Source organism: Streptomyces lothianensis (genome assembly GCF_047779955.1).
In the GTDB taxonomy this organism is placed as follows: domain Bacteria; phylum Actinomycetota; class Actinomycetes; order Streptomycetales; family Streptomycetaceae; genus Streptomyces.
On the sequence record NZ_JBLMKT010000041.1, the window covers coordinates 120315 to 141213 of the forward strand.

The 20899-nt window shown below is 72.2% G+C and carries 20 protein-coding genes and 1 riboswitch; of the genes, 15 read left to right on the forward strand and 5 right to left on the reverse strand.

Annotation, left to right across the window (positions count from 1 at the left end; genetic code table 11):
• Positions 1-57 precede the first annotated feature (57 nt).
• Positions 58-1122, forward strand: coding sequence for an anthranilate phosphoribosyltransferase (trpD, locus tag ACLF6P_RS15205; protein WP_415950794.1), 1065 nt, complete (start codon positions 58-60; stop codon positions 1120-1122).
• Positions 1123-1210: 88 nt separating this feature from the next.
• Positions 1211-1328, forward strand: a riboswitch (SAM riboswitch).
• Positions 1329-1502: 174 nt separating this feature from the next.
• A complete protein-coding gene (locus tag ACLF6P_RS15210) occupies positions 1503-2933 on the forward strand; it encodes an aminotransferase class V-fold PLP-dependent enzyme (protein ID WP_415950795.1) in 1431 nt (476 codons plus the stop codon).
• Positions 2934-2969: 36 nt separating this feature from the next.
• On the opposite strand, the gene ACLF6P_RS15215 is transcribed toward ACLF6P_RS15210, so the two are convergent.
• Both ACLF6P_RS15215 and ACLF6P_RS15220 read right to left on the reverse strand, forming a co-directional pair.
• Positions 2970-3251 carry an Lrp/AsnC family transcriptional regulator gene (locus ACLF6P_RS15215; RefSeq protein ID WP_399204777.1) on the reverse strand — a complete coding sequence of 94 codons (282 nt, stop codon included), beginning with the start codon at positions 3249-3251 and terminating at the stop codon, positions 2970-2972.
• A complete protein-coding gene (locus tag ACLF6P_RS15220; RefSeq protein ID WP_415950797.1) occupies positions 3248-4138 on the reverse strand; it encodes a rhomboid family intramembrane serine protease in 891 nt (296 codons plus the stop codon). The genes ACLF6P_RS15215 and ACLF6P_RS15220 overlap by 4 nt, the downstream gene beginning before the upstream one ends.
• Positions 4139-4312: 174 nt before the next feature.
• Between ACLF6P_RS15220 and ACLF6P_RS15225 the strand changes: the two genes are divergently transcribed.
• The 6 genes from ACLF6P_RS15225 to ACLF6P_RS15250 all read left to right on the forward strand — a co-directional run bounded on the left by ACLF6P_RS15225 (position 4313) and on the right by ACLF6P_RS15250 (position 11307).
• Complete coding sequence (locus ACLF6P_RS15225; RefSeq protein ID WP_415950798.1) at positions 4313-4552, forward strand: hypothetical protein; 240 nt, start codon at positions 4313-4315, stop codon at positions 4550-4552.
• Positions 4553-4585: 33 nt separating this feature from the next.
• Positions 4586-5932, forward strand: coding sequence for an NYN domain-containing protein (locus ACLF6P_RS15230; RefSeq protein ID WP_415950799.1), 1347 nt, complete (start codon positions 4586-4588; stop codon positions 5930-5932).
• Between the two features lie 301 nt (positions 5933-6233).
• On the forward strand, positions 6234-7256 hold the full coding sequence (locus ACLF6P_RS15235; RefSeq protein ID WP_415950800.1) for a C40 family peptidase: 1023 nt from the start codon (positions 6234-6236) through the stop codon (positions 7254-7256).
• A gap of 460 nt (positions 7257-7716) precedes the next feature.
• Complete coding sequence (locus ACLF6P_RS15240; RefSeq protein ID WP_415950801.1) at positions 7717-8751, forward strand: C40 family peptidase; 1035 nt, start codon at positions 7717-7719, stop codon at positions 8749-8751.
• Positions 8752-8828: 77 nt separating this feature from the next.
• Positions 8829-10013: a Cif family virulence factor gene (locus ACLF6P_RS15245; RefSeq protein ID WP_415950802.1), complete on the forward strand. Its 1185-nt coding sequence runs from the start codon at positions 8829-8831 to the stop codon at positions 10011-10013.
• A gap of 151 nt (positions 10014-10164) precedes the next feature.
• On the forward strand, positions 10165-11307 hold the full coding sequence (locus ACLF6P_RS15250; RefSeq protein WP_415950803.1) for a glycosyltransferase family 4 protein: 1143 nt from the start codon (positions 10165-10167) through the stop codon (positions 11305-11307).
• Positions 11308-11388: 81 nt separating this feature from the next.
• Here ACLF6P_RS15250 and ACLF6P_RS15255 read toward each other — a convergent pair whose 3' ends face one another.
• Positions 11389-13191 (reverse strand): AMP-dependent synthetase/ligase, encoded by a 1803-nt coding sequence (locus ACLF6P_RS15255; protein ID WP_415950805.1) that lies wholly within the window; start codon positions 13189-13191, stop codon positions 11389-11391.
• 348 nt (positions 13192-13539) lie between these two features.
• Here ACLF6P_RS15255 and ACLF6P_RS15260 point away from each other — a divergent pair, with 348 nt between their 5' ends.
• Positions 13540-14301 (forward strand): metallophosphoesterase family protein, encoded by a 762-nt coding sequence (locus ACLF6P_RS15260; RefSeq protein WP_415950806.1) that lies wholly within the window; start codon positions 13540-13542, stop codon positions 14299-14301.
• Positions 14302-14611: 310 nt separating this feature from the next.
• Positions 14612-15049, forward strand: a complete 438-nt coding sequence (locus ACLF6P_RS15265) for an SRPBCC family protein (protein WP_415950807.1) — start codon at positions 14612-14614, stop codon at positions 15047-15049.
• Here the strand turns inward: ACLF6P_RS15265 and ACLF6P_RS15270 are convergent.
• Positions 15021-15752, reverse strand: coding sequence for a maleylpyruvate isomerase family mycothiol-dependent enzyme (locus tag ACLF6P_RS15270; protein WP_415950808.1), 732 nt, complete (start codon positions 15750-15752; stop codon positions 15021-15023). The genes ACLF6P_RS15265 and ACLF6P_RS15270 overlap by 29 nt on opposite strands.
• Positions 15753-15838: 86 nt before the next feature.
• Between ACLF6P_RS15270 and ACLF6P_RS15275 the strand changes: the two genes are divergently transcribed.
• The 5 genes from ACLF6P_RS15275 (at position 15839) to ACLF6P_RS15295 (ending at position 20213) form a co-directional block, all read left to right on the forward strand.
• Positions 15839-16279, forward strand: a complete 441-nt coding sequence (locus ACLF6P_RS15275) for a MarR family winged helix-turn-helix transcriptional regulator (RefSeq protein ID WP_415950810.1) — start codon at positions 15839-15841, stop codon at positions 16277-16279.
• Positions 16280-16400: 121 nt separating this feature from the next.
• The gene (locus ACLF6P_RS15280) at positions 16401-17531 is read left to right on the forward strand and encodes an ArsA family ATPase (protein ID WP_415950812.1); all 1131 of its coding nucleotides are present in this window, start codon (positions 16401-16403) and stop codon (positions 17529-17531) included.
• Positions 17532-17678: 147 nt separating this feature from the next.
• Positions 17679-18221 (forward strand): DUF5304 domain-containing protein, encoded by a 543-nt coding sequence (locus tag ACLF6P_RS15285; RefSeq protein WP_415950813.1) that lies wholly within the window; start codon positions 17679-17681, stop codon positions 18219-18221.
• A 101-nt stretch (positions 18222-18322) separates the two neighbouring features.
• Positions 18323-19276: an ROK family glucokinase gene (locus ACLF6P_RS15290; RefSeq protein WP_415950815.1), complete on the forward strand. Its 954-nt coding sequence runs from the start codon at positions 18323-18325 to the stop codon at positions 19274-19276.
• 157 nt (positions 19277-19433) lie between these two features.
• Positions 19434-20213 carry an endonuclease/exonuclease/phosphatase family protein gene (locus ACLF6P_RS15295; RefSeq protein ID WP_415950816.1) on the forward strand — a complete coding sequence of 260 codons (780 nt, stop codon included), beginning with the start codon at positions 19434-19436 and terminating at the stop codon, positions 20211-20213.
• 53 nt (positions 20214-20266) lie between these two features.
• Here the strand turns inward: ACLF6P_RS15295 and ACLF6P_RS15300 are convergent, their stop codons facing one another.
• Positions 20267-20818, reverse strand: coding sequence for a hypothetical protein (locus ACLF6P_RS15300; protein WP_415950953.1), 552 nt, complete (start codon positions 20816-20818; stop codon positions 20267-20269).
• Positions 20819-20899: the final 81 nt, after the last annotated feature.

Below are 20899 nucleotides of genomic sequence, written 5' to 3' on the forward strand. Positions count from 1 at the left end.
GGCTAGGCTGGGCCTGTTCCATTCGTTAATCCCTCCGTTCTGACACCAGGAGCGACCATGAGCGCTGTGAACCCCGCTGGAGGCGACACCACGGCGGTCCGTTCCTGGCCCGGCGTGCTGAACGGACTGCTCGACGGGCGCGACCAGAGCGCCGAGGACACCTTCTGGGCGATGGACCGGATCATGCGCGGCGAGGCCACCGACGCACAGATCGCCGGCTTCGTCGTGGCGCTGCGGGCGAAGGGCGAGACGGTCGACGAGATCACCGGTCTCGTACGGGCCATGTACGAGCACGCCAACACCATCGAGGTCTCCGGGCCGACCGTGGACATCGTCGGCACCGGCGGCGACGGCGCCAAGACCGTCAACATCTCGACCATGTCCTCGATCGTGGTGGCCGGTACCGGGGCCAAGGTGGTCAAGCACGGCAACCGGGCCGCCTCCTCCGCCTCGGGCTCCTCCGACGTCCTGGAGAAGCTCGGCGTCAACCTGGAGCTGACCCCGCAGCGGGTCGCCGAGGTGGCCGAGGAGGCCGGGATCACCTTCTGCTTCGCCGTGAAGTTCCATCCGGCGCTGCGGCACGCGGGCGCCGCGCGCGGGCAGTTGGGGATCCGGACCATCTTCAACGTCCTCGGACCGCTCACCAACCCCGCCAAGGTCAAGGCACAGGCGGTCGGCGTGGCCGATCCGCGGATGGCCCCGATCGTCGCCGGTGTCTTCGCCGAGCGCGGCAACTCCTCGCTGGTCTTCCGCGGCGACGACGGACTCGACGAGCTGACCACCACGTCCACCTCGCGGGTGTGGATCGTGCGGGACGGCACCGTACGCGAGGAGCGCTTCGATCCGCGCGAGGTCGGCCTCGACCTCGTGCCCGTCGAGGCGCTGCGCGGCGCCGACGCCTCGTACAACGCCGAGGTGGCGCGCCGGCTGCTCGCGGGCGAGACCGGTCCCGTACGGGACGCGGTGCTGCTCAACTCGGCGGCCGCCCTGGTCGCTTCGGAGCCGGGTCCGGGACCGCTCGCCGAACAGCTCCGCGCCGGCATGGACCGGGCCGCCGAGGCGATCGACTCCGGTGCGGCGCTGCAGGCCCTGGACCGGTGGATCGCGGCCAGCAACGCCTGAAGGCTCCTCGCCGTGTGTGATCCAAGGCGCAGTCCGGGATGCGGACTGCGCCTTGCGCGGCACGGATCATCTGGCAAGATGCTGCCCAGGTCATGAGTGACAGCGACTACGGCCCCGGCCCGCTGTCCGGCAACCCTCCGTCCGTGGCGGGGTGCCCCGGGTGAAGACCGGGCCGCGGACCACAAGGTCCGTGGCAAGCGCGGACCCCTGCACACCCTGGGGTCCTGGTCCTCAAGGGAGCAGTCTCGTGAGCAAGCGAATGCGATAGGGCTTCCACGCCCCCACCTCCGCATCCCCTCTTTTCTTCTTCTCCTGCGCTGACGGCCGCCCTTCTGCCGGCCTCGCGCAGTGAATTCACCTGCCTGCCACGGGAGTCCGCCATGTCTGTTTCCGTCGTTGCCGAAACCGCCGCCCCCGCCGTCTGTCACGCCGCCCCCGCCGTCTGTCACGCCGACTCCGCCGTCTGTACCGAGCCGCTCCCGGTGCTCGGCCGTGACGTCCGCGTCCCGCTGGTCACCGGCGGCGAAGTCGCCTACGCCGCACTCGACTACGCCGCCAGCGCCCCCGCTCTGCAGCGGGTCTGGGACGACGTGGCCGCCTACGCGCCGTACTACGGCAGCGTGCACCGCGGCGCCGGTTACCTCTCGCAGCTGTCCACCGACCTGTTCGAGAACGCCCGCCGCACCGTCGAGGATTTCCTGGGCTGCCGCGCCGACGACCAGGTGGTCTTCACCCGCTCCACCACCGACTCGCTGAACCTGCTCGCCCAGGCGCTGCCCGAAGGCTGCGAGGTCTTCGTCTTCGAGACCGAGCACCACGCCTCGCTGCTGCCGTGGCGCGACGCCCCCGTCACGTACCTCGACGCCCCCCGTGCGCCCGACGAGGCCGTACGCACCCTGGAGAGCGCACTCGCCGCCCGCGCCACCCCGTCGGGAGGGGCAGCCCCGGCGCTGGTGTGCGTCACGGGCGCGTCCAACGTCACCGGCGAACTCTGGCCGGTGCGCGAGCTGGCGGCGGCCGCTCACGCGCACGGTGCCCGCATCGTGCTCGACGCCGCCCAGCTCGCGCCCCATCACCCCGTCTCCGTCCTGGAGCTCGACGTGGACTGGGTGGCGTTCTCCGGGCACAAGCTGTACGCGCCCTTCGGCTCCGGCGTGCTCGCCGGCCGCTCCGACTGGCTGCGGGAGGCCGAGCCGTATCTCGCGGGCGGGGGCGCCTCCAGGTCCGTCGCGCGGCGCGGCGACGGCGGGGTGGACGTCGAGTGGCACACCACCGCGGCCCGGCACGAGGCGGGTTCGCCGAACGTCATCGGCGCCTACGCGATCGCCTCCGCCTGCAAGGCGCTCACCGAGGCCGGTTTCGAGACGCTCGTGGCCCGCGAGCAACAGCTCGTCGAACGGGTGCGCGCGGGCCTCGCCGAGGTGCCCGAGGTGAAGGTGCTCTCGCTGTTCGGCGAGGACGCCCCGCGCGTCGGCGTCCTCTCCTTCGTCGTCGACGGCTGGAACAGCTCGCACTTCGCGGCCGCGCTCTCCGCCGAGTACGGCATCGGCGTACGCGACGGCCTGTTCTGCGCCCACCCCCTGGTCCGCACCCTGCTCGGCGGCGACCCGCGCGAGCAGGGCGAGTGCGGTGCGCCCGAGGCGGCGCCCGGCGAGAAGTCGCTCAACGCGATCCGGGTGAGCTTCGGTGCCGGGACGCCAGACGAGCACGTGGAGCGTTTCGTACGCGCCGTCGGCGAGCTGGTGCGCGAGGGTGCCCGGTGGACGTACCGCACCCGGGACGGGCGCTGCGTCCCGGACACCTCGGCCTGAGCAGCGGGCCGGGCCTCCGGGCCGGTGCGGCTCGCGTCAGTTGTCGAGGCCGATGGCGAAGGCCGCCTCGAGGTCGTGCTGGGAGTAGGTGCGGAAGGCCACGTGCGTGTCCGTCGCCTCGACGCCCGGGATCTTGCTGATCCGGCCGGGGATCACATCGGCGAGGTTCTCGTGCTGTGCCACCCGCACCATCGCGATCAGATCGTAAGTACCCGTCACCGAGAAGACCTCGGAGACGCTGTCGAGGGCGGCGATGGACTCGGCGATCTCCGGGATCCGGTCCACGCTGGTCTTGATGAGCACGATCGCGGTGATCACGTCTGGTCGTCTCCCTCGGTGGCCGGCGCCCTGTGCCCGGCGGGCCCCTTCACTCTAGACGCAGGCCCGACACCGCTGTCCTCGCCCGCAGAGCCGTCGTCCTTGGCCGCAGAGCCGTCGTCCCTGCCCGTGGAGCCGTCGTCCTTGGCCGCAGAGCCGCCGTCCTTGCCCCCAGAGCGGCGGCCCGTGCGCAGACAGTGCCCCCACGCGTAGAGGAAGCCGAGGCAGAAGCCGGCGAGATGCGCCAGATACGCGACGCCCGGACCCGAACCGGCGCGCTGCGCGGCCAGCCACTGCAGCGTCACCCAGAACGGGAGCACGATCCATGCGGGAAAGCGCAGCGGAAGGAAGAAGAGGAAGGGGAGCAGGCTCGTCACCCGGGCCTTCGGGAACAGCCTGAGGAAGGCGCCGAGCACCGCGGAGATCGCACCCGAGGCCCCGACCAGGGTCTGCTCGGAGTCCGCGTTGGCGAGTGCGTAGACGCACAGGGCCAGTGCCCCGCAGCCCAGATAGAACACGGCGAACCGCAGATGCCCGAGCCGCTGCTCGGCCATCTGGCCGAACACGTACAGAAACAGCATGTTGCCCAGCAGATGCAACCAGCTGCCGTGTACGAACAGCGCGGTCACCGGGGTGATCGCGGCCCGCGGCGCACCGCTCAGGAGCTCGGCGGGGATCACGCCCCAGCGCGCGAAGAAGGCGCGCTGCGCGTCGAGCAGCGCCTCGCCGCTGCCGTACGCCGGGTTGAGCCCGGCCGCGGGGGACAGGACGAAGACCGCGCAGCACAGGAGGATCAGGCCGTAGGTGACCACAGGGCCGTGGCCCGCGAGGAGCCGCGCGGCCGAGGTGCGAAGGCGCCGGGCCGGAGGGACGTACTTGGCGATCATGTGCAGATCCTGACGGAACAGGACCGAACTACATGGAACGCCTCGCCGCTACCGGACACCCCCGAGGCGTCCGCAGGGGCCTCCGGCAGGCCGTAGGGTTGCGGGCAGCTCGCGAAACGCCGAGCGGAAGCCATCTGAAGCCACCGGATGCCACCTGAAAGGCGCCCTGCCACCATGACGGTTCCCCTGCCGACCGCCGAGACCCGCTGGCGCTGCACCCTGTGCGGCAATCTGACCCGCTTCGACGTGACGCGATCCTCCAAGGTCGTCGAGTACGTACATCTCGACCTGGCCGGAGAGCCGAAGGTGGAGGAGCGCGAGGTGGTCAGTGAGACCATCGAGTCGGTGCGCTGCCGCTGGTGCAACGCGCTGGATCAGATCGAGCTGGTGGACAGGCCGGGCGCGGACTCCTGAGGAGTGCCGCACCCTCGGGATATGGGGTGACGGATGGTGGAGAACCAGGGCGGGGAGCCGGACGACGGCGCCGCCGAGGTGCTCGACCGGCCGCTGCCCGAAGGGGTACGGCGGCGGGTCATCGCACTGACCTCGGAGGGCTTCGGCTCCCTGACGGTGAACGAACTGCCCGCGCAGCTGCGCCAGTACGCGCGGTTCACGCCCTCGCGGCGGCTCAGGTTCGCGGGCAATGCGATGGCCTCCGCCCTGGAGGCCGAACCGCTGTTCCGCCAGCGGATCGGCGAACGGCTCAAGGAGGCGCAGCCCGAGCTGGCCGGCGCCCTCGAAGCGGGCACCCCGCCGCCGGCCGCCGATCCGCTGGACGTGGCGGCCGCCGCCTATGTGCTGCGGCCCGCCGGCTGGGTCAAGCTGGTCGCCGCCGCCGGTGAGGAGGCGCAGCGCGCCGAGTCAGAGCGCGCCGACGAGGAGACCCGGGCCGAGCTGGAACAGCTGCGTGCCGAGCTCGCCGCCGCCCGGGAGCAGACCCGCGCCGAGACGGAACGGCTGCGCGGCGAGCTGGAATCGGCGAAGAAGGAGAGCGAATCGCTGCAGCGCAAGCTGCGCAGCGCCCAGAGCGACATCAGGCGCGGCGAGGCCGCCCTGCGCAAGGCGCGGACCGAGCACGAGGCGCAGCGCGCCGAGGCGCAGGCCGCGCAGTCCGCCGCGGACAGTGAGGCGCGGCGGCTCAAGTCCCGGCTCGCCGAGGCCGAATCGGCCCTGGAGGCCAGCCGCAAGGCCGTGCGCGAGGGCCGCTCGATCGAGGACATGCGGGTGCGGCTGCTGCTCGACACCCTCCTGGAATCGGCGCAGGGCCTGCGCCGTGAACTCGCGCTGCCGCCCGTGGACGTACGCCCCGCCGACACCGTCGACGCGGTCGAGCCCGGCCGGATGTCGCCCAAGGACATCGCCGCACGCGCCCTGTCCGAGGCCGATCCGGCGATCCTCGACCAGCTGCTCGCGCTGCCGCAGGCGCATCTCGTGGTAGACGGCTACAACGTGACCAAGACCGGCTATCCGACCATGCCCCTGGAGAAGCAGCGGCTGCGCCTGCTCGGCGGCCTCTCCGCCCTCGCGGCGCAGAGCGGGGCCGAGGTCACCTGTGTCTTCGACGGTGCCGAGCTGGCCGCGCCCGTACTGCTCGCGCCGCCGCGCGGGGTGCGGGTGCTGTTCTCCAAGCCCGGGGTCACCGCGGACGAACTGATCCGCCAGCTGGTGCGTGCCGAGCCGCCCGGCCGGCCGGTCACGGTCGTCTCCACCGACCGTGAGGTCGCGGACGGGGTCGCCAAGGCCGGGGCGCGGCCGGTTCCCTCGGTGATGCTGCTCAAGCGGCTGTCACGCTGAGCGGTCCCCTTCCGTGGGTAACGCTCGCCTATAGGGGCTCTCGTCAACTCCTGTGACGTATGCCCGATTTGGCAGGGCTGCTGCGCGACCCAGCGTCAACCTCTCATCACCACACGTGGGTTCTGGGTAAAGAAAAGCGTTCCGTGGGCGATTTTTTGTCTCGTGAGTTTGAACTGATCACAGGAAGGTCACTAAGGTCACGCTCGAACCTTCGCACGGTTGATCACCCATAAGGGGTGACGGCGGGTTCACCGCCCACCGCTCACCCGGTAGGCGGCTTAGGAAGAAGGAGCTCGCCTTCGTGGCGTCCCACCGTCGACCCAAGCAGCCTGGCCGCACCCGTGTGACCGTGCTCACTGCGACCGCAGCCGCCACCGTGGCGCTCTCCTCCCAGGCCGCACAGGCCGACGAGCCTTCGAAGAAGGAAGTCAAGGCGAAGGTCGACAAGTTGTACGAGGAGGCCGAGAAGGCCACCGAGAAGTACAACGGCGCCAAGGAGCAGCAGGGCAAGCTCGAGGACGACATCAAGGAGCTCCAGGACAGGGTCGCCCGCGGCCAGGACGAGCTCAACGAACTGCGCGACAGCCTCGGTTCGATGGCCAGCGCCCAGTACCGCAGCGGCGGGATCGACCCCTCCGTCCAGCTCTTCCTCTCGTCCGACCCGGACTCGTACCTGGACAAGGCCTCCACGCTCGACCAGCTGACCGCCAAGCAGGCCGGCGCGCTGGAGAAGATCCAGGACAAGCAGCGCACCCTCGCGCAGCAGCGCAAGGAAGCCACGCGCAAGCTGAAGGACCTCGACGAGACGCGCGAGGAACTCGGCAAGAAGAAGAAGGAAGTCCAGAGCAAGCTCGGCAAGGCGCAGAAGCTGCTCAACACGCTGACCGCGAAGGAGCGCGCCGCGCTCGCCGCGGAGGAGGCGCGCGCGAGCCGCGCCGCAGGCGACCGGATCGAACTGGGCGATGCCCCGCAGGGCTCGGGCCGCGCGATGGCCGCCTTCCAGGCCGCCCAGGGCAAGCTCGGCTCCCCGTACGTGTACGGCGCCTCCGGCCCCAGCTCCTTCGACTGCTCGGGCCTCACCTCCTGGGCCTACGCCCAGGCCGGCGTCTCCATACCCCGCACCTCGCAGTCGCAGGCGAACGCCGGCACCCGGATCTCCAAGAGCAACCTCAAGGTCGGCGACCTCGTCTTCTTCTACGGCGACCTGCACCACGTCGGCTTCTACGCGGGCAACGGCCAGATCCTGCACGCCCCGAAGCCCGGCGCGGTCGTCCGCTACGAGTCGATCAACAACATGCCGTTCATGTTCGGCGTCCGCGTCTGAACGAGCACGAGCACGAGCATGCGAACGAGTACGTGAACGCGATCGGTGCGTGAACCTCCCTCCGAACGGGCGAATTCCCGCACCGCGTGCCACCCCCACGCCCCGCCGACGACCTGCGTCGATGGCGGGGCGTCGTGTTGCCCGCGGCGCCGGGGCGGCCCGCGTCGGTGGTAGCTTCCGCGTCGTTCGCCCCACGCGCCCGGCCCGCCGCGGCGCGGCGGCGGACCTACCGCCGGACGGGCGGGACGTGATGCCTGTGGAGGACCCGCGGGCCGGAACCGCGGTTCCGGTGCGGGCCGTTGAAGCGGGAACCCGCCGGGAGCCGTTCGCGCCGCGGACGGCAGACCGGAGGCCCGGCTGGTCGCAGCGGGCCGGACGTCCGCACTGCCGCTGAACTGTGGCAGTCCGCCTCGCCGGACGGGGCGGACGGCAGCGGCAGCCGGAAGGAGAGCTGTATCCCGTGGCGTCCCATCGCCGTACCGCTCCGTCCGACCACCGCGGCAGGTGGGACCGGACCGCCCGCGCCACCGTCGTCTCCGCGGCCGTGGCGACCGCCGCCGCCTCCCTGACCGCCGCACCGGCGGGCGCCGACCCGGCCGAGCCCGCGGAAGGCACCCGGGCCGAGGTCGAACGGCTCTACGCGGAGGCCGAGCGGGCCACCGAGGCGTACAACAAGGCCGACGAGAAGGCCGGGAAGCTCGAAGCGCAGGTCGACCGGGCCAGGGACCGCCTCGCCCGCGGCCAGGAGCGCATCAACACCATGCGCGGCAGGCTCGGTTCGCTCGCCGGAGCCCAGTACCGCTCCGGCGGACTCGATCCGACACTCGCCCTGATGCTCTCCGACGACCCGGACCAGTACCTCGACAAGGCCGCCACGCTGAACCGGATCAGCGCACGGCAGGCCGGTGAGCTCGCCGCACTGCAGGACGCGCAGCGCGATCTCGCGCAGCGCACGGACGAGGCGCGGCGCAAGCTGGCCGAGCTCCAGGACTCCCGTGCCACGGTGGCGAAACAGAAGCGGATCGTGAAGAAGAAGCTGGCCCAGGCGCGCCGGCTGCTCAACGCGCTGCCGGGCGCCGAACGGGCCGCCTACGAGCGTGCCTCCCGCTCGGGCCGCGACCCGCTGCCCCCGGTGGCGGGCGCACCCTCGGCCCGCGCGGCGGCCGCCCTCGCTGCGGTCCGCCAGGCCGTCGGCCGCCCCTACGTCTGGGGCGCCAACGGGCCCAGCGGCTTCGACTGCTCGGGGCTCACCCAGTGGGCGTACGCGCAGGCGGGCGTCGGCCTGCCGCGCACCTCGCAGGCCCAGCGCCACGCGGGCCGCCAGGTCCCGCTGGCCCAGGCGCAGCCGGGCGACCTGGTGACCTACCGCGCCGACGCCAGCCACGTCGCGATGTACGTGGGCGACGGCCAGGTCGTCCACGCCCCCTACCCGGGGGCCTCGGTGCGCTACGACCCGGTGGGGATGATGCCGGTCTCCTCGGTGACACGGGTCTGACCGCGGCCCGGGGCGTGCGGCCCGACGGCCCCGCACGCCCGTGCCACGACCGGGGACGGCCCCGTACGATCGGGGGCGTGGCCGTCCGGGAGAGAACCGCAGCCGCGGCCCTCGCCCTGGCCGCCGTCCTTGCCGCCTGCGCGGGGCCGCCGGGCGAGGGGGCCGACCGCCGGGCGGTCCAGGAGCTCCTGGACCGCCGTGCCGAGGCCGTGCTCGCCCACGACGCGGCCGCCTTCCGGGCGACCGAGGCCGACGGCGACGCCGAGGAACTCGACGCCCTGGAGCAGATCCCGCTCGGCTCCTGGACCTACGAACTGACCGGCCTCACCCCGTCCGGCGACCGCGCCACCGCCGCCGTACGGCTCCGCTACCGGATCTCCGGTCACGACAGCGCCCCGCTCACCGCCGACCGCACCCTGAGCCTGCGCCACGAGGACGGCCGCTGGCTCGTCGCCGCCGACCGGCCCAAGGACGAGACCGCCGAACAGCTCTGGGAACAGGGCGACGTCACCGTCGTACGCGGCAGCCACAGCCTCGTCCTCGGGGTCGGCCGCAGCGCCGAGAAGCTGCGCCGCTACGCCCGGCTCGCCGACCGGGCGGTGCCCGCGGTGCGGGAGGTCTGGGGCAGCCGGTGGGCGGGGCGGGTCGTCGTCCTCGTACCGGAATCGCTCGACGCGATGGGCCGCCTGCTCGGCGCACCCTCTTCCGCGTACCGCGGGATCGCCGCCGTCACCACCGGCGAGTCCGGCAGGACGGGAAAGACCCCCGCGGACCGGATCATCCTCAACCCCGAGGCCTTCGACGTCCTCGGAGACTTCGGCGAACAGGTCGTCCTCACCCACGAGACCACCCATGTCGCGACCCGCTCCGCCACCACCGAGGCGACGCCGCTGTGGCTCTCGGAGGGCTTCGCCGACTGGCTCGGCTACCGCGGATCGGGCCGTACGGCACAGCAGGCGGCACCGGAACTCGCCCGCGCACTCGCGGCCTCCGAACTTCCCACCGCCCTCCCCGAGGACGAGGACTTCGCCTTCTCCGGCAGCGGCTCCGAGCTGGCCCGGGCCTACGAAGGCGGCTGGCTGGCCTGCCGGATGATCGCCGAACGCTGGGGCGAACGGAAGCTGCTCGCCTTCTACAAGGCGGTCGGCGCACACGACGGCCGCGAAGGCGCGGTGGAGAACGCCCTGGGCGACGTCCTCGGCACCGGTCTCGACACCTTCACGGGTGAGTGGCGCGCGTACGTACGCAAGGAGCTGAGCTGACGAAGGCGATGAAGGCGATGAAGGCGATGAAGGTGGCAAACGATGTGAAACGGGCGTAGTGGGTACGCGGGGCCGACCCGGGCAGCCATGCCCCGGCGACCCCCACCCGGGCGCCCGCCGCCGCGGACCGCTTCGGCTACTGTCGGCCTCGATGCACAAGACCCTGATCGTCACGAACGACTTCCCGCCCCGCCCCGGCGGCATCCAGGCCTTCCTGCACAACATGGCGCTGCGCCTGGACCCCGAGCAGCTCGTCGTCTACGCCTCCACCTGGAAGCGCGGCCGCGAAGGCATGGAGGCCACCGCCGCCTTCGACGAGGAACAGCCCTTCAAGGTCGTACGGGACCGCACGACCATGCTGCTGCCCACCCCGCGCGTCACCCGCCGGGCCACCGCGCTGCTGCGGGAGCACGGCTGTACGTCGGTGTGGTTCGGGGCCGCCGCCCCGCTCGGCCTGATGGGCGGGGCGCTGCGCAAGGCGGGCGCCACCCGGCTCGTCGCGACGACCCACGGGCACGAGGCGGGCTGGGCCCAGCTGCCCGGCTCCCGGCAACTGCTCCGCCGGATCGGGGAGTCGACGGACACGATCACCTATCTCGGCGAGTACACCCGCTCCCGGATCGCCGCGGCCCTCACTCCCGAGGCCGCGGCGCGGATGGTGCAACTGCCGCCCGGCGTCGACGAGAAGACCTTCCACCCCGGCTCGGGCGGCGCCGAGGTGCGCGAGCGGCTCGGGCTCAGCGAGCGGCCCGTGGTGGTCTGCGTCTCGCGGCTGGTGCCGCGCAAGGGGCAGGACACGCTGATCGAGGCCATGCCGCTGATCCTGGCGAAGGTGCCGGACGCGGTGCTCCTGATCGTGGGCGGCGGGCCGTACGAGAAGGAGCTGCGCAAGCTGGCCGCCGAGACGGGCGTCGCGGACTCCGTGCGCTTCACGGGCGCGGTCCCGTGGGGTGAACTGCCCGCGCACTACGGCGCCGGTGACGTCTTCGCCATGCCCTGTCGTACCCGCCGCGGCGGGCTCGACGTCGAGGGGCTCGGCATCGTCTACCTGGAGGCCTCGGCGACCGGCCTTCCGGTCGTGTCCGGCGACTCGGGAGGGGCGCCGGACGCGGTGCTCGACGGGGAGACCGGGTGGGTCGTGCGCGGCGGCTCCCCCGAGGAGTCCGCCGACCGCATCACGAGCCTGCTGCTCGATCCCGCACTGCGCTCCCGGATGGGGGAGCGGGGACGCGCGTGGGTCGAGGAGAAGTGGCGCTGGGACCTGCTCGCGGAGCGGCTCGAAGAGCTCCTCTAGGCACTCGAAGAGCTCCTCCGGACATGCGTGGGGGGCACGCTCGACGGAGCGTGCCCCCCACACACGTACAAGCGCCGGAGACTACTTGCGGTACAGCGCCTCGATCTCGTCCGCGAAGTCCTTCGCCACCACGCTGCGCTTCAGCTTCAGGGACGGCGTCAGATGGCCGGAGTCCTCCGTGAACTGGGCGCCCAGGATGCGGAACTTGCGGACCGACTCCGCCTTGGAGACCGCCGCGTTCCCGTCGTCCACCGCCTGCTGGATCGCCGCGAGCAGATCGGCGTCCTCGCGCAGTTTCGCCACCTCGGCCGAGGACTTGCCGTTCTCCGCAGCCCAGCGGCCCAGGAACTCCTCGTCAAGGGTCACCAGCGCGGCCACGAACGGGCGGCCGTCGCCGACCACCATGCACTCCGCGACCAGGGCATGCGCCCGGATCCGGTCCTCGATCACGGCGGGCGCCACGTTCTTGCCGCCCGCCGTGACGATGAGTTCCTTCTTGCGGCCGGTGATCGCGAGATACCCGTCCTCGTCGAGGGTGCCGATGTCGCCGGTGTGGAACCAGCCGTCCTCCAGCGCCTCGGCGGTCGCGCCCTCGTTGTTCCAGTAGCCCGCGAACAGGTGCTCGCCGTGCAGCAGCACCTCGCCGTCGTCGGCGATCCGGACCACCGAACCGGGCAGCGGCTGCCCGACCGTGCCGATCTTCTGCCGGTCCCACGGGTTGAAGGCCGTCGCGGCACAGGACTCGGTGAGCCCGTAGCCCTCAAGGACCGTGAAGCCGATCCCGCGGAAGAAGTGCCCGAGCCGCTCGCCCAGCGGCGCGCCGCCGGAGATCGCGTACTCGCCGCGGCCGCCGAGCACCGTGCGCAGCTTGCTGAAGACGAGCTTGTCGAACAGCTTGTGCTTCAGCCTGAGACCGAGCGACGGGCCCGAAGGTGCGTCGAGGGCGCGGCTGTAGGCGATCGCCGTGTCCGCGGCCTTGTCGAAGATCTTGCCCTTGCCCTCGGCCTGTGCCTTGGCGCGGGCCGAGTTGTAGACCTTCTCGAAGACGCGCGGGACGCCGAGGATCAGCGTGGGACGGTAGGCGGCGAGCTCATCGGTGAGGTTCTTGATGTCCGGTACGTGCCCGAGCTTGATCGGCGCCATCATCGGCGCGATCTGCACGAGCCGCCCGAAGACGTGCGCGAGCGGAAGGAAGAGCAGCACCGAGCACTCGCCCGTACGGAACAGGGGACGCAGGCGCTCCACGACGTTGCCGCACTCGGCGAAGAAGCTGCGGTGGGTCAGCACACAGCCCTTGGGGCGGCCCGTGGTGCCCGAGGTGTAGACGATCGTCGCCGGGTCGTCGGCCTTCGCCACCGCCGAGCGCTCCTCGACGGTTGCGTCGCTCACGCCGGCGCCGGCCGTACGCAGTTCGTCGAGGCCTTCGCCGGCTTCGCTCTCGATCTGCCAGACGTCCCTCAGAGCGGGCAACTGCTCGCGTACGGAGGCGACGGCCTTCGCGTGGGTGTCGAGCTCCACGAAGCAGGCCACCGCGCCGGAGTCGTCGAGGATCCACTGGATCTGCTCGGGCGAGCTGGTCTCGTAGACCGGCACCGTGACGGCGCCCGCGCTCCAGATCGCGAAGTCGAGCAGCGTCCACTCGTAGCGGGTGCGGGACATCAGTCCCACCCGGTCCCCGGGCTGTACGCCCGAGGCGATGAGACCCTTGGCCGCGGCGGTCACCTCGGCGAGGAAGGCCTTCGCGTCGATGTCCTGCCAGGTGCCGTTCACCTTGCGGGCGATGACGGCCACGTCCGGGTGCTGCGCGGCATTGCGCCGGACGATATCGGTCAGATTGCCGTCCGCAGGGACCTCGTACAGGGCCGGAAGGCTGAACTCGCGCAAGACTGCTGCTCCTCATAAGGCGCCGACGCCACGACGTTGTGTGCTGCGACGGTGCGGTCCAAGGTCGGGCAGGTGCTCGGGTGCCGGCTGGACCTTTCACAAGGCACGGGAGCACAACTGGACTGCCCGGACGTTACCCACCGGTACGGGCTCTCCGATAGGGGGGTCCGGCCAGATGTACGCTGCGTCACACGGCGGGGCTGTGCATCCCGCACAGTAGTCGACCATCTGTCGGAGCCGGAAGTTACCGCAGGTCCGACGGGGGTTGGCCGGGGACCGGCCGGGAGCGGGGGGCCGGTGTGCGGGGTGCCCTACCCCTGCGTGTCCCGGAGACTTAGGGTGATCGGCATGCGTGTGCATGTGGTCAGTGACGTCCATGGCAACACCGAGGCCCTCGCCCGCGCCGGAGACGGCGCCGACGCCCTGGTCTGCCTCGGTGACCTGGTGCTGTTCCTCGACTACGCCGACCACTCGCGCGGCATCTTCCCCGACCTCTTCGGCGCCGAGAACGCCTCCCGGATCGTCGCACTGCGCACCGAGCGTCGCTACGAGGAGGCCCGCGCCTTCGGCGCCTCGCTGTGGCAGGGCCTCGACCGCAACGCCGCCATCGAGAGCGCGGTGCGCCGGCAGTACGCCGAGATGTTCGCCGCCTTCCCGACGCCGACGTACGCGACCTACGGCAATGTCGACATGCCCGCCCTGTGGAAGGAGTACGCGGAAACGGGCACCACCGTCCTCGACGGCGAGCGCATCGAGATCGGCGGACGTGTCTTCGGCTTCGTCGGCGGCGGACTCAGAACGCCCATGCGCACGCCGTACGAGATCAGCGACGAGGAATACGCCGCGAAGATCGAGGCCGTCGGCGAGGTGGACGTACTGTGCACACACATCCCGCCGGAGGTGCCGGAGCTCGTGTACGACACGGTGGCGCGGCGCTTCGAGCGTGGCAGCGTGGCCCTGCTCGACGCGATCCGGCGGACCCGGCCGCGGTACGCCCTCTTCGGCCATGTCCACCAGCCGCTGGTGCGGCGGATGCGGATCGGGGCGACCGAGTGCGTGAACGTGGGGCACTTCGCGGGCTCGGGCAGGCCCTGGGCGCTGGAGTGGTGACGTACGGCTGAGGCGGCGACGGGCGGTACGGGCTGCGACGGGCGGTACGGGCGGTACGGGCGGTACGGGCGGTACGGGCGGTACGGGCTGCGCGGATCCCGGAAGGCGTGGCCGGTCGAGCGATGGCCGCCGAACCTGCGGACGCCGGAATCCGTGGGCCGGAACCCGCGGGCGCCGGAACCCGTCTCGCAGGCCGAGGCGGCGCGATCCCTGGATCGGCGGGCGCGGTAGCCTTCCGTCGGGCGGACCCGGAGGATTTGCGCGCCCCTGCCCACCCCTGCATTCGGCCAGCACTGGAGGAGCCACGGCGATGGCGGAACACACCAGCTCGAGCATCACGATCGAGGCCTCGCCCGCCGAGGTCATGGCGGTGATCGCCGACTTCGCCCGCTACCCCGACTGGACCGGCGAGGTGAAACAGGCCGAGGTCCTCAAGGCCGACGCCGAGGGCCGGGCCGAGCAGGTACGGCTCGTCATGGACGCCGGCGCGATCAAGGACGACCAGGTGCTCGGCTACACCTGGACGGGCGACAACGAGGTCAGCTGGACGCTCGTCAAGTCCCAGATGCTGCGGGCGCTCGACGGCAGCTACGTGCTCACGCCGTCCGGCACGTCCACCCTGGTCACGTACCGCCTCATGGTCGACGTGAAGATCCCCATGCTCGGCATGATCAAGCGCAAGGCGGAGAAGGTCATCATCGACCGCGCGCTTGCCGGGCTCAAGAAGCGGGTGGAGTCGCAGGCGTAGCGGCATCCGGCGCGCTGTCCGTGCCGCCCGCGCCGCCCGACGGCCCGCGGCCGGACTGCTCCGCCCGGCGGGCCGGCTTCCCCTCCGCGGCGGCCGCACTCAGCTCCTCCTCCGCGGCGGCCGTCCGCCCGGTGAGCAGCAGGAGCAGTGCCTGCATCGGCCCACGGATCTCCGGACCCTCGCCGCGCGCCCAGTCGATGTCGGTGGCCACCAGACGGGCCTTCGGCAGCGGCCAGGGGCGGGGCGGGAAGCGCATGGTCCACACCCGCTCGGCCGCGTCGCGTGCGGCGCGCGGTTCCATCGTGCGTGCGATGCCGAGGGCGCGGGCGATGTCCTGGCCGTGGACCAGCAGGTCGATCACGGCCTCGCGGACGGTCGTGCCGGGCACGGTCCGCCGGGACCGGGCGATCGCGCGGAGGTCGGCCGTGATCTCGGCGACCGGCCGCTCGGCCGCGCGGACGGCCGTGTCGTGGATCAGCCGGTCGCTGTTCCCGCGGGCGCGTACGTACTCGCGCAGCGCCCAGGGGTACGTGGTGTGCGCGGCGATGGCGATATGTGCGGCCACATCCCGCACCCGCCAGTCCCCGCACTGGGTGGGCCGCTCCCACTCCTCGGGGCTGAGGCCTTCGAGCAGGGCCGCCAGGCTCTCCCGCTCGCGGTCCACGATCTGCCAGCGCTCTTCGGTCCCGAGGTCCGCGCTCATGGGGATCACCTACTCAAGTGGTAAGCTTCACTGACCAAAGTAGTCAGAGTCTCTGACCAAGTCAAGAGGGCGGGGGTGAACCGGACATGGCAGCGGAGAGCGAGCTCAGCACGGGCGTGCTCCTCTTCATCCCGTACCGGGCCCTGGAGGACCGCGTCTTCGCCGCGCTGGCCGAGGCCGGATACGACGACCTCACGCCCGCCCAGGCACGGGTCATGCAGCGCATCGCCCCTGACGGCATCCGCCTGACCGAGCTCGCGGCCCAGGCCCAGATCACGAAGCAGACGGCCGGTTTCCTCGTCGACCAGCTGGAGAAGGCCGGATACGTGGAGCGCGTCCCGGACCCGACGGACAGACGGGCCCGCCTGATCCGCGGAGCGGACCGCGCCTGGTCGGCGAAGCGCGTCGCGGACGCGGTGGTCGCCGAGGAGGAACGCAAGTGGGAGGCGCACCTGGGCCCCCGCCGCATGAGACAACTCCGCGAGTCACTGGCACTGCTCCGCGAGATCACCGACCCGTGGGCCTGACCTTCCCGTGGGCCTGACCTTCCCGTGGGCCTGGCCTGTTCACGGGTCTGGCCTGCCCATGGGCCTCACCTGCCCATGGGCCTGACGGGCCCACGCAGCCCCTCACGTACCGTTGGTCGACATGCGAACCCTCTTCGTCATCGGCCCGGGCGGCGCCGGCCGCACCACCCTCGCGGCCGCCACCGCAGCAGCGGCCGGGGCGCGGGCGCTGCTGCTGACGGCGGACAGCACACCCGACCCCGGCGACGGCGTCACCGTGACGAGGACCAGCCCCACCACCCACTTCCGCGAGGAACTCCTCGCCCTCCAGGCCAGGGCCACCACCGCCCTCGACCTGTTCGGCGCCCGCCCCCTCGACGAGGACGAACTCACCCCCCTCCCCGGCGCCGAGGAACTCGCCCTGCTCAAGGCGATCCGCGACGCCCACCGCAGCGAGGCGTACGACCTGCTCGTGGTCGACCTGCCACCCACCCGCCGCGCCCTGGCGGCCCTCGCCCTGCCCGCCGAGCTCCGCCGCTACGTACGCCGCCTGCTGCCGCCCGAACGCCAGGCCGCCCGCGCCCTGCGGCCCGTGCTCGCGCAGCTCGCGGGCGTGCCGATGCCGGCGCAGTGGCTGTACGACTCGGCCGCGCAGTGGGATGCGGACCTGGCCGGGGTGCAGGGCGTGATCGAGAGCACGGAAACCGCCGTACGCGTCGTGGCCGAGCCGGGGCCCGCGGGGACCGATGCCCTGCGGACGGCTGTCACCGGGCTTGCCCTGCACGGGCTGCGGATCGAGCGGGTGCTCGCCAACCGGGTGCTGCCGCAGGGTTCCGCGGATCCGTGGCTTGCCTCGCTGGCCGGGCAGCAGGGCAAGGCGCTCGTGCAGTGGCGGGGGGACGGGCTGCCGGTGGCCGAGGTGGGGCACCTCGGGCGTGATCCGCTGGACGCCGGGGATGTGGCGGCCCTCGGCGTCCCTGCACCCCTTGAGGCGCCGCCCGGTGGGGAGTGGGAGGTCGAGGACCGGCTCGCCGAGGACGGGGTGCTCGAGTGGCGGATACCGCTGCCCGGGGCGGTGAAGGAGGAGTTGGACCTGGTCCGGCGGGGCGATGAAGTCATTGTCACGGTGGGGGAGTTCCGGCGGATTGTGCCGATGCCCTCGGGGCTGCGGCGGTGCAGCGTCGCGGGGGCGGGACTCAGGGAGGGCACGCTGGGGATCCGCTTCACGCCGGACCCGGGCCTGTGGCCCGAGGGCCGGCGGGGTGCCACCTGAGCAGGGTGCCACCTGAGCAGGGGGCGGGGGAGCAGGTGAGCAGGGAGAGTCCACTCGCCCTGCGGCGGGGCTGCCCGCAGCCGGGTGGGACGTACCCCCATTCAGGTACCGTCGAGGGATACAGCCGATCCGTCGCAGGAGCCCGTCATGAGTGACACCGAGCGCCCCGCCGACCAATCCCGCGCGGTCGACGAAGACGCGTGGGAGCAGGCCTGCGCCGAGGACCTCGCCGCCGAGCAGGCCCGACGCCGCGCCCAGTACGGCACGCCGCCCGGATCGGCGGCCGACGAGCTGCGGCGTCTGGTGGACGCCGTGAGCGAGAAGTTGTCCGGGCTGCAGTCCCCGATCGCCGGGGTGGTCTCCCAGGGCGCCGTCAACCAGCTGATCAACCAGGCGAAGTCCGTGGTGGAGCCCGTCATCCAGCGCAACCCGGACGTCTTCGACCACCTCGCCGCCGCCGGCTCCGAGCTGCTCGCCGCCTACCGCTCCGCCGTCGAGGGCCACGAACGCCGCTGGACCGAGGACGACGACCGCCGCAGCCGGCAGCCCCGGCCGGGGCAGGACGAGGACCGGGGCAAGCGGGAGGACCCGGACCGTACCGGCGGCGGGAACGAGAAGGACGCCCGCAAGGACCGGGAGGACCGCAAGGACGAGGGCCCCTGGGGCGGGGACCACATCGACCTGGACTGAGGAGCTGACCGGGATGCGTCCGCGGGGGCTCGGACAACGGCCCCCGCCCGCCCCTCGGATAGGCTGGCCCGCAGCGGGGCTCGACCGAAACTGAGGGACACATGGCACTCACCATCGGCGTCGACATCGGCGGCACGAAGATCGCGGCCGGCGTGGTCGACGAGGAAGGCACGATCCTTTCCACCTTCAAGGTGCCGACTCCCAGCACGCCCGAGTCCATCGTGGACGCGATCGCCTCGGCCGTGGAAGGTGCACGGGCCGGCCACGAGATCGTGGGCGTGGGCATCGGCGCGGCCGGTTACGTCAACCGTCAGCGCTCCACCGTCTACTTCGCGCCGAACATCGACTGGCGCCAGGAACCCCTCAAGGAGAAGGTCGAGGCCCGCGTGGGCCTGCCGGTCGTCGTCGAGAACGACGCCAATGCCGCGGCCTGGGGCGAGTACAAGTTCGGCGCGGGCAAGGGCCACCGCAACGTCATCTGCATCACGCTCGGCACCGGCCTCGGCGGCGGCATCATCATCGGCAACAAGCTGCGCCGCGGGCACTACGGCGTGGCCGCCGAGTTCGGCCACATCCGGATGGTCCCCGACGGAATCCTGTGCGGCTGCGGCAGCCAGGGCTGCTGGGAGCAGTACGCCTCCGGCAGCGCCCTCGTGCGCTACGCCAAGCAGCGCGCCAACGCCACCCCGGAGCGCGCCGAGTTGCTGCTCTCCCTGGGCGACGGCACCCCGGGCGGCATCGAGGGCAAGCACATTTCGATGGCCGCCCGTCAGGGCGATCCGGTCGCCGTGGACTCCTACCGCGAGCTGGCCCGCTGGGCGGGCGCGGGTCTCGCCGACCTCGCCTCCCTCTTCGACCCCTCCGCGTTCATCATCGGCGGCGGTCTCTCGGACGAGGGCGAGCTGGTCCTCGACCCGATCCGTAAGTCGTACAAGCGCTGGCTGGTCGGTGGCAACTGGCGTCCGCAGGCCGAGGTGATCGCGGCCGAGCTCGGCAACAAGGCGGGCCTCGTGGGCGCCGCCGACCTGGCCCGGGAGCCCGACCCGATCATGTGATCCGACGGGCGTGTGATCCGACAGGCATGTGATCCGGCAGGCGTGTGACCCGGCAGGCATATGACCGGGCAGCCCCGGGTCCGTCCGGCCGACGCGTATCCGACGCTGCCCGCCGTGTTCCGTTCAGGACCGGCGGGCAGCGTCGTATCGTGGCCCGGTGACCGGACAGGACCAGCCCCTCCCGCTGCCCAACTCCCGTACGGAACCGGACGGTTCGGCCGTCGTCAGGGTCCTCTCGTACAACATCCGCTCGATGCGCGACGACACCGCCGCGCTGGCCCGGGTGATCCGTGCCTGCGATCCCGACCTGGTCCTCGTCCAGGAGGCCCCGCGCTTCTTCCGCTGGCACAAGAAGCTCGCCCGCCTCGCCAAGGCCTCCGACCTGGTGATCCTCTCGGGCGGCGCCCCGGCGGCCGGCCCCGCGCTGCTCTGCTCGCTGCGCGCGAGGGTGGAGCGCACCGAGGACGTACTGCTGCCCCTGACCCCCGGCCTGCACCGCCGTGGTTTCGCCACCGCGGTCGTACGTTTCGGGGGCGCCCGGCTCGGTGTCCTGAGCTGCCACCTGTCGCTGCAGAGCAAGGAGCGCTACGAGCAGGGCGGGATGCTGCTCGACCGGCTCGCCGGAATGGGCGTGGAACACACGGTCGCGGGCGGCGACCTGAACGACCGCCCGAACGGCCGCACGTTCAAGCTGCTCGCGGGCGCGCTCCAGGACTGCTGGGCGACGAAGCCGTGGGGCGGCGAGTACACCTCGGAACCCGCCACACCACGCCAGCGCATCGACGCGATCTTCGCCTCACGAGGCATCGAGGTCCTCGGCTGCGGAGTCCCGCTCGGGCACGCGGGCATTGCCGAGAACGACCTGCTCGCGGCGACGGACCACCTCCCGGTCCTGGCCGCGCTGCACGTGCCCGGCCAGGGGGTGTCCGGGGGCTGAGGACGGGCGCGTTCAGCGCGATCCGGAGGAACCCGGAAGGCGGAGCCCCCGGTTCAGACCACCGCACCCCGCCCGGGGTCGTCGTCCTCGTCGTCCTCGTCGCCCATACGCATCACCAGCGTGGCGAAGCCGCCCAGGAAGCCGCCGATGCCGAGCGTCGTCAGCCACCACGTCATCGGCCAGCCGAGCATCACGGCGAGCAGCAGCAGAACAGGGCCGCCGACCACCGCGAGCCAGGCGAACTTGGCCGTGGTGTCGGCCTCCGGCAGTGGCGGGGGCTCCGGCGGTACGAAGTGTCCCTCGTCGTCCTCGTCCGGGCCGTCCGCGGAGGCCTTGGAGGGGTTGGAGGCCCTGGGGGTCTCCGAGGGCTCGGCCACGTTGTAGTCCCGTGGGCCGACCCCCGGGGCGAATGTGATCGAGCCGGCCGCGGGCTTGTCGGAGCCGGTGCGCGCGGGACCGCGCTCCTGCTCGGCCTCCTCGGCCTCGGCGACGAGACCCGCGAGGTCCTCCACGGACTTGAAGGGCTTGGCGCCCGGCGGATCGGCCGGCTGCTCGCCGTATCCCGCGACGATCGCGGCCCAGGCGGCATCCTCGTCCACCTTCACGGGCTCGTGCCCGTCCGAAGCGCCGGATCCACCCGCGGTGTCGGACTTGCCCCCGGTGCTGGGGTCGCTCGCCGCGCCGGG

Excerpts from the sequence above, each read along its gene's own strand:
- ACLF6P_RS15265 (WP_415950807.1), top strand. The coding sequence starts at position 14,612 with ATGGCGGAACACACCAGCTCGAGCATCACGATCGAGGCCTCGCCCGCC.
- ACLF6P_RS15220 (WP_415950797.1), bottom strand. The coding sequence starts at position 4,138 with ATGATCGCCAAGTACGTCCCTCCGGCCCGGCGCCTTCGCACCTCGGCC.
- ACLF6P_RS15285 (WP_415950813.1), top strand. The coding sequence starts at position 17,679 with ATGAGTGACACCGAGCGCCCCGCCGACCAATCCCGCGCGGTCGACGAA.
- ACLF6P_RS15230 (WP_415950799.1), top strand. The coding sequence starts at position 4,586 with ATGGTGGAGAACCAGGGCGGGGAGCCGGACGACGGCGCCGCCGAGGTG.
- ACLF6P_RS15225 (WP_415950798.1), top strand. The coding sequence starts at position 4,313 with ATGACGGTTCCCCTGCCGACCGCCGAGACCCGCTGGCGCTGCACCCTG.
- trpD (WP_415950794.1), top strand. The coding sequence starts at position 58 with ATGAGCGCTGTGAACCCCGCTGGAGGCGACACCACGGCGGTCCGTTCC.
- ACLF6P_RS15260 (WP_415950806.1), top strand. The coding sequence starts at position 13,540 with ATGCGTGTGCATGTGGTCAGTGACGTCCATGGCAACACCGAGGCCCTC.
- ACLF6P_RS15290 (WP_415950815.1), top strand. The coding sequence starts at position 18,323 with ATGGCACTCACCATCGGCGTCGACATCGGCGGCACGAAGATCGCGGCC.
- ACLF6P_RS15270 (WP_415950808.1), bottom strand. The coding sequence starts at position 15,752 with ATGAGCGCGGACCTCGGGACCGAAGAGCGCTGGCAGATCGTGGACCGC.
- ACLF6P_RS15250 (WP_415950803.1), top strand. The coding sequence starts at position 10,165 with ATGCACAAGACCCTGATCGTCACGAACGACTTCCCGCCCCGCCCCGGC.
- ACLF6P_RS15275 (WP_415950810.1), top strand. The coding sequence starts at position 15,839 with ATGGCAGCGGAGAGCGAGCTCAGCACGGGCGTGCTCCTCTTCATCCCG.
- ACLF6P_RS15210 (WP_415950795.1), top strand. The coding sequence starts at position 1,503 with ATGTCTGTTTCCGTCGTTGCCGAAACCGCCGCCCCCGCCGTCTGTCAC.
- ACLF6P_RS15280 (WP_415950812.1), top strand. The coding sequence starts at position 16,401 with ATGCGAACCCTCTTCGTCATCGGCCCGGGCGGCGCCGGCCGCACCACC.